Source organism: Streptomyces sp. CNX435 (assembly GCF_059570575.1).
In genome coordinates, this window is the sequence record NZ_JCANTA010000011.1 from 122,797 (window position 1) to 137,907 (window position 15,111).

General features: G+C 70.6%; 10 protein-coding genes, 1 tRNA gene and 1 pseudogene. 4 read left to right on the forward strand and 8 right to left on the reverse strand.

Features of this window, described 5'->3' with window-relative positions; genetic code table 11:
• The first annotated feature begins 12 nt into the window (after positions 1-12).
• The 3 genes from T328_RS19660 to T328_RS19670 all read left to right on the forward strand — a co-directional run bounded on the left by T328_RS19660 (position 13) and on the right by T328_RS19670 (position 4,336).
• A complete protein-coding gene (locus T328_RS19660; RefSeq protein ID WP_496497397.1) occupies positions 13-1,539 on the forward strand; it encodes an FG-GAP repeat protein in 1,527 nt (508 codons plus the stop codon).
• A gap of 162 nt (positions 1,540-1,701) precedes the next feature.
• Positions 1,702-3,228 carry an integrin alpha gene (locus tag T328_RS19665; protein ID WP_496497398.1) on the forward strand — a complete coding sequence of 509 codons (1,527 nt, stop codon included), beginning with the start codon at positions 1,702-1,704 and terminating at the stop codon, positions 3,226-3,228.
• Between the two features lie 193 nt (positions 3,229-3,421).
• Positions 3,422-4,336 (forward strand): Yip1 family protein, encoded by a 915-nt coding sequence (locus T328_RS19670; protein ID WP_496497399.1) that lies wholly within the window; start codon positions 3,422-3,424, stop codon positions 4,334-4,336.
• Between the two features lie 9 nt (positions 4,337-4,345).
• Here the strand turns inward: T328_RS19670 and dcd are convergent, their stop codons facing one another.
• Together dcd and T328_RS19680 are read right to left on the reverse strand one after the other, a co-directional pair.
• Positions 4,346-4,921 carry a dCTP deaminase gene (dcd, locus tag T328_RS19675; RefSeq protein ID WP_496497400.1) on the reverse strand — a complete coding sequence of 192 codons (576 nt, stop codon included), beginning with the start codon at positions 4,919-4,921 and terminating at the stop codon, positions 4,346-4,348.
• Positions 4,922-4,949: 28 nt separating this feature from the next.
• Positions 4,950-5,120 carry a hypothetical protein gene (locus T328_RS19680; RefSeq protein ID WP_496497401.1) on the reverse strand — a complete coding sequence of 57 codons (171 nt, stop codon included), beginning with the start codon at positions 5,118-5,120 and terminating at the stop codon, positions 4,950-4,952.
• A gap of 203 nt (positions 5,121-5,323) precedes the next feature.
• On the opposite strand from T328_RS19680, the gene T328_RS19685 reads away from it, so the two are divergent.
• Positions 5,324-5,397: transfer RNA gene (locus T328_RS19685), tRNA-Gly, on the forward strand.
• A 262-nt stretch (positions 5,398-5,659) separates the two neighbouring features.
• Here the strand turns inward: T328_RS19685 and T328_RS19690 are convergent.
• The 6 genes and pseudogenes from T328_RS19690 to T328_RS19715 form a co-directional block, all read right to left on the reverse strand.
• A pseudogene (locus T328_RS19690) lies at positions 5,660-6,400 on the reverse strand (tyrosine-type recombinase/integrase); the annotation flags it as partial.
• 91 nt (positions 6,401-6,491) lie between these two features.
• Positions 6,492-9,527, reverse strand: a complete 3,036-nt coding sequence (locus T328_RS19695; RefSeq protein ID WP_496497402.1) for a caspase, EACC1-associated type — start codon at positions 9,525-9,527, stop codon at positions 6,492-6,494.
• On the reverse strand, positions 9,514-9,867 hold the full coding sequence (locus T328_RS19700) for a hypothetical protein (protein WP_496497403.1): 354 nt from the start codon (positions 9,865-9,867) through the stop codon (positions 9,514-9,516). The genes T328_RS19695 and T328_RS19700 overlap by 14 nt, the downstream gene beginning before the upstream one ends.
• Before the next feature lie 318 nt (positions 9,868-10,185).
• Positions 10,186-12,864, reverse strand: a complete 2,679-nt coding sequence (locus T328_RS19705) for an AMP-binding protein (RefSeq protein WP_496497404.1) — start codon at positions 12,862-12,864, stop codon at positions 10,186-10,188.
• Between the two features lie 46 nt (positions 12,865-12,910).
• Complete coding sequence (locus tag T328_RS19710; RefSeq protein ID WP_496497405.1) at positions 12,911-13,723, reverse strand: SAM-dependent methyltransferase; 813 nt, start codon at positions 13,721-13,723, stop codon at positions 12,911-12,913.
• Between the two features lie 962 nt (positions 13,724-14,685).
• Positions 14,686-14,970 (reverse strand): hypothetical protein, encoded by a 285-nt coding sequence (locus T328_RS19715; protein ID WP_496497406.1) that lies wholly within the window; start codon positions 14,968-14,970, stop codon positions 14,686-14,688.
• Between the last annotated feature and the right edge of the window lie 141 nt (positions 14,971-15,111).

Here is a 15,111-nt window from a genome sequence, read left to right on the forward strand (position 1 = left end):
GAAGGACCCCCCATGCGCATCCGCACCCTCGCCGCCCTCGCCGCCTGCCTCGCCACAGCCGGCGCGGCGGCCGTCACCGCCCAGGCGACGGGGGCGGAGGACTCGGACGGCGGCACGGGCGCGGGCGGGGAGCGTGCGGTGTCGGCCGACGCGGCCGGCGCCGAAGCCCGTACCGTACGGGCCGACTTCGACGGCGACGGCTACGCCGACCTCGCCACCGGCGCCCCCGGCGGCACCGCCGGCGGCCACACACGGGCCGGTTACGTCCTCGTCAGCTACGGCTCCGCGGACGGCGTCGGCGCCGCGTCGTCCACCGTCTTCAGCCAGGCCACCGCCGGCGTCCCCGGCGACCCCGGCGCGGACGACCGCTTCGGCAACCGGCTCGCCGCCCGCGACCTCGACGGCGACGGGCTCACCGACCTCGCCGTCGCCGCCCGCGCCGAGGACGGGAACTGGACCGGCTCCGTCACCGTCCTGTGGGGCCGCGAGGGCGGCCTGACCGGCGCCGGCGCCACGCACGTACAGGTGCCCGGGGGCGGCGGCCTCGGACACGACCTGCACGCCGGCGACTTCGACGGCGACGGCGCGGGCGACCTGCTGGTGCCCAACTCCGGCGGCGCCAGCGGCGAGGCATACAGCGTGCTCTACGGCCCGTTCACCCGCGAAGGCGCGCCCGCGCGCGAGAGCGCGCTCGTCGAGATGAAGCCGGAGGACAGCCTCGACGGCGTGGCGGTCGGCGACATCACGGGGGACGGCGCCGACGACCTCGTGGCGTACTTCAGCTACCAGGGCAACGCCGAGGGCGGCTGGTTCTGGAAGGGCGGCCCCGACGGGCTGACGCGAGGCGACGACGACGCCACGCTGCCCAACGGCGGTTCGCCGACGATCGGCGACTTCGACGGCGACGGCCGGGGCGACCTCGCGTACCGCTCGATCGGCGCGAGCGTCGAGGACTTCCCGTACGACGAGGGCACGGTCAAGGTCGTCTACGGCACCGCGAACGGCCCCAGCGAGACCCGGCGCAAGACCTTCACCCAGGACACCGCCGGCGTGCCCGGCGGCAGCGAGGGCGGCGACCAGTTCGGCGCCCGGCTCGCCGCGGGCGACGCGAACGGCGACGGCTTCGCCGACCTCGCCGTGGGCGTGCCGTACGAGGCCATCGGCAGCAAGGGGGCGGCGGGTTCCGTGGTGCTCCTCAAGGGCGGCTCCGGCGGGCTGACGGCCGACGGCGCGCAGTCGTTCAACCAGGACACGGCAGGCGTGAAGGGCGTGGCGGAGGCCGGGGACCGGTTCGGCGCGGCGGTGGCGTTCCAGGACGTCACGGACGACGGGCGGGCGGAGCTGGCGGTGGGCGCGCCGGACGAGAACGGGACGGGCGCGATCTGGTCGCTGCGCGGCGCCGCGGGCGGGCTGACGGCGACGGGGTCGGTGACGCTCGGCCCGGACAGCGTCGAGGGAGCGGGGACGGACGCGGGCGCGCTGTTCGGGGCCGGGTTCGCGGGCGAGGACGCGGGTCACTACCTGGCGGGCGCGGAGTGACTTGCTGAATCCCGGCAACTGCGTGCATTACGCAACAAGTCGACTGAAAGGCGCATGAAAGGCGGCCTGTTCGTACAACCCCGGGTGAACGTCAGGTGTCTCACAGGGTGAGAGGCCCACTGAGTTGCAGAACCCCATCGCATCGACGTTCAGGAGCCCGACATGCCGCACAGCCGCCGTACGCCCACGGCCGCAGCCACAGCCGCAGCCGCAGCCGCCTTAGCGGCCTCTCTGGCCATCGTCGCCGGCGCCGCCCTCACGGGCGGCGCCGCGCCGGCCTCCGCAGCGCCCGCCGAAGCCGCCGCCGCGGCGAAGTACCACGACGACTTCAACGGCGACGGCTACCGCGACCTCGTCGTCGCCGCCCCCTCCGGCACCGTGAACGGCGTCCGGCGTGCCGGCTACGTCGCCGTGCTCTACGGCTCCGCCGGCGGGCTCGACACCGCCGACCGCAAGGTCGTCAGCCAGTCCACCGCCGGCGTCCCCGGCTCCCCCGAGGCCGGCGACGCCTTCGGCGCCACCCTCACCTCCGCCGACTTCGACCGCGACGGGTACGCCGACCTCGCCGTCGGCAGCACCGGCGAGGACCTCGGCGGCGTCGCGGACACCGGCTACGCCGCCGTCCTGTACGGCTCGTCCGGCGGCCTGTCCGGCAGTGGCGCGACGGGCCTGCGGCCCGCCTCCCTGATCGAGGGCAACGGGCACGCGACCGGGCTGGCGGCGGGCGACTGGTTCCGCGACGGCTCGACGGCGCTGGCGATCCTCGCGCAGGACCACGTCGAGCTGTACGGGGGCTGGGGCGCGGCCCGTACCCCCGCGGCCCGTACCTCCGGGGCCCGTACGCCCGCAGCCCGTACGCAGGAAGGCAACCCGCTCGGTGACTTCCCGCAGGGCTTCACGCCCACCGGCCTGGTCGCCGGCGACTTCGAGGGCGACGGCGCCGACGACCTCGTCGTCACCGGCACGAAGTGGTCCCTGGAGAACCTGGAGGGCCACTCCCTGTACCTGAAGGGCGGCGGCCCGGAGGGCTATACGCGTACGGAGTTCGCCGGCGGGCCCGTCGGCGTCGCCGGCGACGTCGACCAGGACGGCGCCGACGACCTCGCGGTCGGCGACCCCACGGTGCTGGAGCACGGCGAGTGGGACCTGTCCGGCGGTGCCGTCGAGGTCTGGTACGGGGCCGCGGGCGGGCCCGGCGCGGGGCGGCCCGAGGTGTGGGAGCAGGGCAGCGCGGGCGTCCCCGGGACGTACGAGCTGGAGGACCGCTTCGGCAGCGACGTCTCGCTCGGGGACGTCGACGGGGACGGGTACCCCGACCTGGCGGTCGGCGCCGAGGGCGAGGCCATCGGCGCCGCCGACGACGCCGGCGCGGTGTGGCTGCTGCGCGGCTCCGCCGACGGGCTGACCACGAGCCGGGTGCAGCACGTCAACCAGGACACCGCAGGCGTCCCGGGCGCCGCGGAGGCCGGCGACCTCTTCGGCTCCGACGTGCGGCTGCACGACGCGAACCGGGACGGCCGGGCGGGCCTGATCGCGGGCGCCCCGGGCGAGAACGCCGGGCAGGGGTACGCGTGGGTGCTGCAGGCCCGTAGCGGCGGGCTGACGGCGGACGGGTCGTGGACGTTCAACGGGGCGTCGGTGGGCGCGAACGGGTCGAACGCGCGGTTCCCGGAGACGATCGCGGAGTAGTCCCTCCGCGAGTCCGCCGGCTGAGGCGGACGTACGGCCGCCGCACGAACGGCCAGGGCCCGGACCTCCCCGGTCCGGGCCCTGGCTCCCGTAGGGCGGATCCCCTACGGGAAGTGGCGTCTTGGCCACAAAGGTCCCCCGTATTCCCGGGCACCGGTGACCTCGGCGCGCGAGACCAGGTACGTTCGATTGCGTGGCAGGTTTCAGAAGGGGCCGGGGACGCCAGTCCCACGACGGCCGGCAGCAGGGGCGCCCGCAGGGCCCGCAGTACGGGGGTCCCCCGCCACCGCCGTACGGACACGGGCAGGGGCAGGGGCAGCGCCCGCACGGCGGCGGCCAGTGGCAGCAGCCCCAGGGCGGTCGCGGCCCGGGGCCCGAGTACTACGGCGGCGGCCACGACCCGTACGCCGCCGACCGCCCCGGCAACACCCAGCCGTACGGCATCGGCGCGGCGCCGGACGCCTACGGCCCGTACGACGACGGGCGCCACGACGACCGCTTCGACGACGGGCGCTACGACGACGGCCGGGTCTACCGCGCCGGCCAGTCGGCGGCCCCGCCCGCAGGCCCGCGGCTGCACTGGAAGGACCTGCTCCGCGGCATCGTCTTCCACCCGAACCGCACCTTCTGGCAGATGCGGGACCACAGCATGTGGGGCCCCGCGCTGACCGTCAGCTTCCTCTACGGCCTGCTCGCCGTCTTCGGCCTGGAGCAGGCGCGCGACGAGGTGCTCAACTCGACGATCTCCGCGAGCATCCCGTGGGTCATCGCCACGGGCGTCGCGGTCACGCTCAGCGGCCTGGTCATGGGCACGGTCACGCACACCCTCGCCCGCCAGCTGGGCGGCGCGGGCGCGCTGGCCCCCACGGTGGGCCTGGCGATGCTGATCGTGGCGGTCACGGACGCACCGCGGCTGGTGGTGGCGATGTTCATCGGCGGCGAGGACGCTTTCGCGCAGGGCGTGGGCTGGCTGACGTGGCTGGCTGCGGGGGTGCTGCTGACGTCGATGGTGAGCAAGTCGCACGACCTGCCGTGGCCGCGGGCGCTGGGGGCGTGCTCGATTCAGCTGGTGGCGCTGCTGGCGCTGATCAAACTGGGCACCCTCTGAGGCGGGTCGTCAGATGCTCGTACGGTGGAAGTTCAGATACGACCGCGACGGCGTCGGCCCGCGCTGCCCCTGATAACGGGAGCCGTACTTGGCGGACCCGTAGGGATGCTCGGCGGGTGAGCTGAGCCGGAACATGCACAGCTGCCCGATCTTCATGCCCGGCCACAACTTGATGGGCAGCGTCGCGACGTTGGACAGCTCCAGCGTCACGTGCCCGCTGAACCCGGGGTCGATGAACCCGGCGGTGGAGTGCGTGAGCAACCCGAGCCGCCCGAGGCTGGACTTGCCCTCCAACCGGGAGGCGATGTCGTCGGGCAGGGAGATGACCTCGTATGTGGAGGCCAGCACGAACTCCCCGGGGTGCAGGATGAAGCACTCGTCGCCCTCGGGCTCCACGAGCCGCGTGAGGTCGCTCTGCTCGACGGCGGGGTCGATGTGGGGGTAGCGGTGGTTCTCGAAGACCCGGAAGTAGCGGTCGAGGCGTACGTCCACGCTGGACGGCTGGATCATCACGTCGTCGAAGGGCTCGATCCGTACCCGCCCGGCGTCGACCTCGGTCCGGATGTCCTTGTCAGAGAGCAGCACGCCCCGACCCTACCGGCTGCCCTCCCGGCTACCGCGCCTCGCCCTTCCCCACCGGCACGACGTTCCGCAACCGCGCACAGCGCGGACACCGTACGAGCCCGCCGGACCCGATCCGCCGGGCGGCGCCGACGTTCTGCATCGGGAGCGAGGTGGTACTGAAGACGTGCCCTTCGGCACATCGGACGACGGTGGACTCCATCAGACTCCTTCCCGTAACGCAACAAAAGCCACACTACGGGACCAACCCCCCACCCCCACACCCCCCACCGCACCACCGTAACCCCAACTCCCGCCCCCACCCCGCCCCTCCACCCCGCAACACCACGAGGCCCCCCGACGGCCTCGCCGAGGGGCGCACATACGGTAGAGTGGCAGCGGTGAAGCGCCCCGCAGGGGCGCTGCGCGGGCGTAGTTTAATGGTAGAACATGAGCTTCCCAAGCTCAGAGCGCGGGTTCGATTCCCGTCGCCCGCTCCATATCAAATCCCCACGTCAGCGACCTGGGGATTATTAGTTGTCTGGACCAATTGAGAGCCGCGTGCCATTCGCGTGCCATAAGTGCCCGGATAACGCACGGATTTGAATACCGCAAGGCCCTCACGGCAAATACGACTGCCAATCGTCTCGCATCGTGAGACGCAATTTATGTGGCCTGCGTCACATACGTGGGGAATCCATCGCGTCGATGCAAAGGCAAAGCCCGGGCCGACACAAGTCGCCCCGGGCCACCGGTCAGAGGTCAGGCTTGCTTCTCATCCGCAGCCCCTTGCTGTGCCTCAGCCACCTCACGGTCGGCGAAGAGTGGGCGGACAGTCGCTCGCGTCTGCCTGCCCCCGCCCTGCCCGGCTGCCGAACCGCGTTGCCGCAGGACATCACGGTGCATCGCGTGGGCGATGCGCTGCTGGTGCTTGCTCTTGGAGTGCTGATAGACGAGCTGGGCCCGCTCGGTGGACTGGCCGGCGCGGACCATGAGGTCCTTGAGCTTGGCCCCGGTGTCGGCCGCGAGGGTGTTGCCGGTGTGCCGCAGATCGTAGAACCGGTAGTCATCCGGCAGGCCGACCTGAACGCGGGCCTTGCGGAACTTGCGCCCGAAGGTGCTCCGCCGCAGGGGTGCGCCGCGCTCGCCGACGAACACCAGCCCCTCCGGGCCTTTCTCGGCGTACCAGTCCAGGTGCCGTTTCACGTCCAGGTGCAGGAACTCGGGCAGGATGATCTCCCGTTTGCCCGCACGGGATTTGGGGTCTCCGATCACCCGCTCACCCGTCGTCAGCTCGGGTGCCGCGCGGGTCACCCAGACGGATCCCCGATCCTGATCGACGTCCTTGCGACGCAACTCCGCGAGTTCCTCCGGGCGCATCGAGGCGAATGCGCCGAGGAGGACCATCAGCCGCCACCGCGGTCCGATCGCGTCGGCCAGGCCGAAGACCTCCTCCACCTCCGCGGTGGGGCGCTCGGCTGCGTGCTCCTGCCCGGCTCCCTCGCTGAGAAGCTCTCCACAGGTCAGCAGCCCGTCAACCGGTCCCACGCGAAGATCCGGGCCCTGACGGCCGGATCCCGCGCGGGCCCGTACTCTAGATGGGCTCTTCGCGGGGCGTGTGCCACTGCGGAAGGACCCGGGTGCCCGGGCCCGGGGGCGGTGGTGTGGCCGCCTCCGATTCGTACTTATGGGCGAGGCTGTCCCGCAGCGTCGAGTGTCGGAACCCGTAGTGCGGCCCCTCGGCGCGCAGTACGCGGCGCACTTTGTACGCGTCGTGGAGGAACTTCATGCCGAGCAGCGGGAACGTGCCGCGCCGCCGCAACTGGAGGAAGAGCAGCGTGGTGCGCCAGTGGTCGGAGATGGCGACGAGGGCGGCGGTGCCGAACGGCAGGCCGGCGCCGAGGGTGACGAATGGCACCCTCCAGGCGCTGGCGTCCTCGGTGATGACATTGCCCACGGCGAAGGCTAGGGCGAGGCTGAAGCCGAAGACCGACCCGCTCACCAACCCGTAACGGCGCTCCCGTTCCCACGAGGTGTGCGGGTCGGTGACCGCCTTCTTCACGGATGCGGGGCGGGCCGCCCCGATCATGAGGACGACAACGATCGCGAAGGAGAACCCGCTCAGCGCACCGTAGCCGGGGTCCAGACCGTCGGGGTTCAGCCAGTTCAGCGTGCCGATGCACATCCCGCCAACCGCTCCCGCGGCCAGCACCGGCAAGCGGTACATGCCCTCCCACCGGGCCCAGAAGGTCCACCCCGGCGCCGCTTTGACGCCCCCTGCGGCGAAGGCGGCCACGGTGCCCGTGAGGAGGCCGGATGCGAGGGCTCCCGCCACACCGAACCTGTTGCCGCCGACCGACGTGCCGATCACGAGAGCGACCAGCCCGCCCGCCCCCCAGTTGACCTGCCGCCACGTGTCCGCGGTGCCGGAGCGGCGGGGTAGGCCCCAGCCCGGTACTGGGTCGCGCAGTTCCGAGACAAGTCCCACCATGCAGCCGACCGACGTGCCCACGATGACGCCGAGTAGCGCCCCGAACCCCACCCCCGTTCTGCCGTCGAAGGCGATGAACCCGCCGGGGCCGAAGGCCAGCATGCCGCCCGGCACCGAGACGAGCAGGCCCGCAAGGCCCGCCATGGCGATACGCGACCACGGCGACACCCAGTCCCAGACGTGGTGGAGGCGCCGCCAGTCGAAGCTGTACGTCTTGCTTTCGTACATCTCTCTCGCCAGGTGCGCCAGCCACCGTTCAGCCCCCTCCGGGGGGTACGCAGCCGTCTTGTTCTCCTCGTAGCGGATCCTCACCAGGCGGTCAAGCAAGTACTCCTCGACGGCATTCGAGTCGGCGAAGGGCTCGTCGAGCATGTCGTTCAGAGCGTCGATGCGCCCCGGCGGGAAGGCGTCGCGCACCATTGCCAGGTTCAGCGGCTTGGTGAGCGCCTCGGAGACCTTGCTCTGCGGATTTTTCTCCAGATGGGCGATCAGCCGTTTCGGCCGCTGATTCAGGCTGTTCAGAAAGTTCACTGCGTCGTCCGTCGCCACCTTCACCAAATCAAAGGCGACGGCGTATTTTAGATGCCCATACTTTACCGCCTCCGCATACTCGTCGGGGCGGGAGAAGACCAGCAACGGGTAGCGGGCGAGGTCGAGCTGTTTGATGGCCTCTGCGCGCAGCCGTTTGTCTATCTCGTCGAGGCCGTCCACGAACAGCATGATCCAGCCTTCGTCGACCAACTTGCCCGCCTCCTCGCTCCCGATACCGTTGTCGGCAGCGATCCTGCGGGCAACCCAATCGTTCAACGTGCCACCCTCCCAGCCGACGATGCTCAGCAGCACTGGTACCGGGCAGTGGGCACGCTCTTTGTCGGACATCCCGTCCCACGCCTCCAGGGCGCGCATCACGGTGAGGAGCGCAGCATCGGACTTGCCGCTGCCGCGCTCGCCCAGCACGACGACCCGACCGGAATTCACCTCGACCCACGCGTCGAACAGGTCATGAATGGTGCCTTCGCTCATGCTGCCCTCGCGGTCCGCGGCGGCGCGGCGAGTAGGCCAGAGGCGTACGTACGACTGGCTGTGACCCGCGGGAGTGCCAGCCGGGTGCTCGCTGGCGACGCGAAGCTTTGACCGCTCCCACCGCACCTCAATCGGCCTGTCCAGCGACCGGTTGCCGTGGGCCTTCTCACATGTGGCCAATACGCCCTGCGCCAGTCTCTTGCCGACTTCCGCGGACACCGCGCCCCCGCCCTGCCGACCCAGGGCGCGTAAGCCCGATGGGCTGCCCGCCCGGGGCGCGGCTTCCGGGGCGGCGGTAACCGGCAGCGGACCCGCCACCGCCGACGCGGCACGTACATCGCCGGGCAGCGGCGCGGGTGTGCGGGCGAGCCAGATGTCCGACTCGAAGCGCTCCAGCGTCAGTTGCGGGGTCTGGCGCGGATCCCGCTCCCGTACGCGGTCCTCGGCGAACCGGAACGCCTCGTACACCTCCACCCGGCCCCTGCCCTCGGTGTCCGCCCCGCCGGTACGCAGCCCCTCGGCCAGCGCGGCGGTGAACACGGACGGGGCCGCCTCACCTGCCGGGGAAGCGTCCTCGTAGGCGCGCTGCCCGCGCCGGGAGGCCGCCAGCACCGCCCTGCCGTGGCCCTGCGAGCGGAGCTGGCTCATGGGCAGCCGCTCGTCGGCCGCTCCCTTCGTGCCCTGGGCGAAGCCGCCGGAGTAGCAGCAGTCGAGGATGAGTATCTGCTGTCCGGCGCGGCAGTCGTCCATCCGCCGGACCAGCCACGGCGCTTCGAGCGCGGTGGACGCCAGCCGGTTGTGTGCGGTGTCGCGGGTGGCGAGGTACAGCCAGCCGGACGGGTCGAGCATGCCGTGGCCGGAGAAGTAGACGAGGACGGTCTCGTCGGGGGCCCGCCCGGCGAGGAACTCCTCAACCTCGGCGCGCAGTTCTCCGACGGGCCGGTCGACGAGCGTGGTCACCGTGAAGCCGCCGATCGCGGGCGTCCCGAGGACGCCGCCCATGAGGTTCACGTCGGCCGCCGGAGAGCGCAGCGGCGCGAATTCCGGGTCGTCGTACGTACCCGTGCCGATCAGGAGGGCCGAGCGGCGGCCGGACTGCCGCTCAGGGCCGCGCATCGCGGCGGGCGAAGAAGTCGTCGATCAGCGACTTCTCCTGATCGGTGGAGTGGCCGGTCACCTTAAGCGAGTCGCCGTCGACGGTGATCTCGACGGAGCGCGCGTCGTTGCGCTTCGACCACAGCCGTACGAGGTCCACGACCGCTCGCAGTCCGGCGGTGCCAAGTGCGACCACCAGGGTGCCGGCCACCACGTCAACGCCCTTGGCACCGGCCGGCGCGTCCGCCGTGGTCGCTGGATCCACTCCGGCCACGTCCAGTTCGAGCAGTTCCCGGCGCAGGCGGCGCGCCAGCGTAGTCAACTCGTCCGCCTCGTGGTCCGGCCCCGCATGGATCCGCAAGACGGCGATCCGTAACGCCTCGTCCACCCCCGGTTCGCCTCCCGTCGGGCTGTGCCGATGTCACAATCGTTTCACGCGGCAACGGTCAGTGGAAGGGCGGAAACTCACCGTGGCCGAAGACGGTTCACGTCGTACATTCCGGATCGATCGATACCGATGTGAACCCGGCGCCGTTTCATGGCCGCGGGCGGCGTCGCCGCTACGGTCGCCCATCAGGTCGGGCCGGACAACCAGAACATCACCGGCACTGCCCTCACCGGTGGGCGCGGGCACGAACGCGTGGCGCATACCGGGATAGACCCCGCCGCGGGTCGGAGGTCAGGGCGGAGATGCGTCGCCCAGACACCTGTCGATCTCCCGGCGTAGCCGGGCCTGCAGCGTGACCACGTGCGGTCGTGTGGTGAGCATGTGGTGCTCGCCGGGGACCTGGAGGTACCGGACGGGCTGGTCGGAGAACTTGTCCCAGTCTTGCAGGAGGTCGAGCCAGAGCGCCTTGGCGTCGTTGGTGGGCATGTCGTCGAACATCGGCAGCGGCGGAGGCTCGGCGCCGTGGAAAACGGTGATCTCCGGAACGGTCCCGCTTGGATCGTATTCGGCCCGGACCGCCTTCAGGGTCTCGGCGAGAGTCATCCAGTCCGTGAACTTCTTCAGGTCCATGTCCAATTCCTGCAGCCTCCGCTCCGAGGCCGAGCCGATCACCTCGGCGAGTTGATCCCGGGCCGGCAGGCCGCGCAGCTTGGCGGGCAGCGTCTGTGACTGCTCCGGTGTGATCAGGCCGAGGAAGAGGGCCAGCACGGAGATCGTCACGGAGAAGTCGAGGCCGGGCAGGAGCGGGCGCAGCAGCGGCGGGAAGTCGATGGCGCCGAAGAACGCCACCTGTTCGCCGCGGGATTGCAGCTCCTGTGCGATGGCGAAGGCGACGATGCTGCCGGACGAGTAGCCGGCGAGTGCGTACGGGCCGTGCGGCTGGCGGGCCTGGATCGCTTCGGTGTAGGCAGCGAGCATCTCGGCGTGCGTCGCGAACGGTGTCTCGCCCTCGTTGAAGCCCCGGGCACGCAGTGCGCAAAAGGGCCGGTCGCCGGCGAAGTACCGGCTTAGGTCCAGGAGCGCGAGCACTTCACCCGCGCCGGGGTGCACGCAGAAGAGTGGTGCCTTGTCGCCGTCGTCACGCAGCGGCACGACGGGGTCGTAGCCCCGTGCTTCACCGGTGATGCTTGCGGCGAGCGCGCGTACGGTTGGCGCGGTCAGCAGCGTGCTGGTCTCGACGTCCGGCACGTCGAGACGAGTGCTGACGGCGCTGCGCAGCCGGAGCAGGTCCAGCGATGTGCCGCCGAGGTCGAAGAAGTCGGCGGTAGCGCTGATTTCGTCCGGCTTCATGTCGAACAGGTCGGCGTAGATCTCGACGAGGGCTTCCTCGGCCGGCGTGCGCGGCGGCGAGTAATCGCCCTGGTGGCGTCGTACCAGGTCTGAGGTGCGGGCGATGGCGTCGGTAAACTCGCCGGCCTCCAGCCTGGAGCGCAACTTCGACCGGGAGATCTTCCCGAGGCTGTTCTTGGCGAACTCCTCGCGGGGAAGGGGGATGACGAGCGCGGGCCGGAACGCCCAGTGCATGACGACGGTGCTGCGGACGGCGGTCAGCAGGCTAAACAGCTTCCGGTCGTCGTCGGTGGTCGGGTGAAAGGCGATGACGAGTTGCTCCGTGTCGCTGCCCGGTGGCCTGGTCGGGAACGCGGCGACGTGCGACGGGGCGACGCCGTCGAGCTGGTGCAGCGCCGTTTCGATGTCATGGCTGTAGTAGTTGACGCCGTTGACGATGATGCTGTCCTTGTTCCGGCCGAGCAGCGTGAGTCGCCCGTCGTCGATCCGACCGATGTCGCCGGTGCGCAGCCACCCGTCTTCCGTGAACGCAGCGCGCGTGGCCTCCTCGTTTCGGTAATAGCCGGGCGTGATCATGGGCCCGCGGAGCTGCAGCTCACCCGCGTCGGAGATCCGCATGTCCAGGTTCTCCACGGGACGGCCCACCGCGGCGAACTCCTGCCCCTGGTCCGCGTCGGGGAAGTCGCGCGAGTAGATGCTTCCCGCGCAGGTCTCGGTCATGCCGAATGCGGGCCACAGCACGCCGCGGGGCAGCCCGAACTTCTCCAGGAACGCGGTTCCGGTCGCGCAGGGCACGGCTTCGCCGCCGCTGACGATGTGCCGCAGGCAGGAGAGGTCGACGTCCGCGGGGAGCTGGTACCGGTCCGAATTGAGCAGACCAAGCAGGAAGTTCGGGGTGAACGTAGCGGTCACCTGGTGCCGGGCGATCAGGCGCAGGAAGTCGAGGGGTTCGTCGAGGATCGCCGACGGCGACACGTGCACCTGCGACGCCCCGGCGAAGACGGGCAGCAGATGGCATTCCAGGAGCGCGGCGACGTGGTCGAAGCCGATCCAGTTGAGCGTGACGTCCGCGGGCGTCAACCGGTGGAACCCGTTCTTGGCGGCCATCGATGCCGTGAGGTTGCCGTGGGTGAGCATCACCGCCTTGGGCAGGCCGGTCGATCCGGAGGTCGGCACCAGGGCGGCGACATCGTCCGGACCGGCGTCGTACGTGCCGACCGCCGGCTCGTGGCGCACCAACTCCTCGAATGTGGCGATTCGGACGCCCGGCAGAGGGAGCCGCTCACCAGCCACGAGCAGGGGCTGGCCCAGCAGTTCGTGCATGTGCTTGTGCAGGTCCCGGTCGGCGTCCTTGGTGCCCGGCGGGAGCGGGCACGGGACGAAGCCGCCGAGCACGCATGCCCAGAAGGTCGGAAGGAAGGCTCCCACTTCGTCCAGGAGCACCAGGACGTTGTCCTTCGGGCGCAGACCCTGCCGGCGCAAGCCGCTCAGCACGCGCAGTGCCTCGTCCAGCAGTTCCGCGTAGCCGCTCTGCCGCACGCCTGTTTCGGAGCAGTAGCGCAGCGTGGAAGTCGGGTGGGCCTGCGCCGCGTGCGTCAGCGGCCGACCGATGTTCGGCATTTCCATGATTCCCTGTCTCGTCCTTCCCGGTTCGCCCGCATCGGCCTTACGCCAGTTGCGCGGTGAAGAAGGTGGCCGGGAGATTCCGCTGCGGACGGCGGTAGCGTTCACCCAGTTCGTCCACGGTGGATTCCGTCACCGTCCAGCCGAGCGACGCCAGGTGCGCCCGGGCGTCACGGCGTTCCTCGGTATTCGTGATCCGATTGATGTCAATCCCGAAGTCAGCGATCGTCGAACGCACGGTCTCGTCAGCGCCCCGGATATCCCCCGCCATCGCCCACACCGCTACCGAACTGCCGACCGCCGACAGTTCATGCATCCGGTCCAGCAAACGCGACTCTGCGGCCGGCGGGAGAAAAGGCAACAGGCCCTCGGCCAGCCACGCCGTGGGCTGCTCCGGATCGAACCCGCCTCGAACGAGCGCGCCGCCCCAGTCCGTCCGCAGATCGACCGGCACCAGGCGCCGGTCGCACCTCGCGCACGCATCCGCATCGTCGAGCACCTCCTGCTTGAAGTCGAGCACCGAGCCGTGATCAAGTTCGAATACGGTGCACCCCGCGGGCCACGCGAGCCGGAATGCCCGGGTGTCCAGCCCCGCCGCCAGGATCACCGCCTGGCTCAGCCCGAACTCGGCGAAGTAGTCGTCCAGGAACCGGGTGCGCAACGCGGTGTGGCGCGCGAGTGCCCGCAGCTTCTCGGCGTCGTCGCGTTGCCCGATCTGTGCGTAGCTGACCGGAAAAACCTCAGACAGACCCGCGGCACGGACGAACTCCGCAGCGAAGTCGTCCTCGAACAGCGGATGGTCACCGCCGGTCTCGACAGCCCGCGAGGCGGCCACGATCACAGCCGTCACGTCCATCTGCGCTCCCCTGATGATCCCGTGCAGGCGGCAACATCCACAGGCTTTCGGTCCCGACGGTGAGGGCGTCGCTCACCACCCGATAGCCAGCACTCCGTCACAACCCGAGCAAAATTAGTTGGATTGTCCGGGCCCTACCTTGGCAGGCCAGCCCGGCCCACGGCCCTCGGTCGGGCCGCGGTCATCCGAACGATGGAGCGTGCGCCCCGGCGCACACCCACGACCGTCCACGGGCGGCACGGCGTAATGAGCCCTGCACTTACAGGCCGTGCCCACGGGCCTTCCTGGCGTGCGGACCCAAACCAGAGGACGACGCCACGCTGCGGAACGGGTGAAACTTCGCCTACGGCATTCCTCGCCGCGAGCCTTGCGGTGTGCGCTGCTATGCGGACCCGCTGCCCGCACACCGGCATCCGCGAACGCACGGCTTGGGCAACGCACCGCCGGGCAGACCGCCATGACGTTCGCCACAGCGCCTACCTGATGATCGACGCGGCTCGCAGAAGCGAACCCCACGACGTACGACAGACGAGGGACCGCCTCCGTGAAGCCCTCGGCCAACCAGACACCGAGGTCCAACCAGCGTTCGCCCCCCGTGCCATACGCGTGCCATACGACGTGGACAAGACGGGTCGGCAGCGGTCACAAAGCGGCGTCTGCCGCACTCCGATTGACATACGTCCGTGCAGGCCAGAGGCTCACCAGCACTCCGAAGCGGTGGGATTCCCAAGCTCAGAGCGCGGGTTCGATTCCCGTCGCCCGCTCCACGACAAACCCCCAGGCCAGAAGCCCGGGGGTTGTTTGCTGGGTGGGGTCAGCGCAGGTCCGCGTGCCAGATCCGTGCCAAATGGAACCGTCGTGCGCTCGCACAGTCGCGCCGAGGGGCGGAAGGGCTCCTCCCGCCCGTGCCACTCAAGAGGGCGTGGCAGACGCGTGCCAGATCAGCACAGCGGAAGACGACGTCACCTCTCGTCGCCATCGGCCTCCGCGGCGAACGGATGGACATAACCTCCGTCGGCAAAGGGGGTGAACCAATCCTTCGCCCCCGCCCGGGCGATACCCAGATGGGCCAGGCCCGGCTCCTCGTCGACGCCGTTCATGACCGGTTGGTACAGCCTCTCGTGGTCCATGTCCTCATACGCCTGATCGGTGAAGCACTCCCAAGCGGTCTCGATCTCGTCGCTCAGAAGGCCGTTGATGTCCACCACGACAAGTGCCTCATCGACCAGGATCTCCGAGGCGTACACCAAGGCGCCCGCGGCAAGTTCGGCATCCCCCCGGCTGCGGCCGTGCCCGCACCATGTCGCCAATCGGCCAGTCCCTCCCCGGACGCACCCGCCTGATGCTGGAGCGGCTGGACCCGGCATGGGCGGCATCCTCTGCGCGTG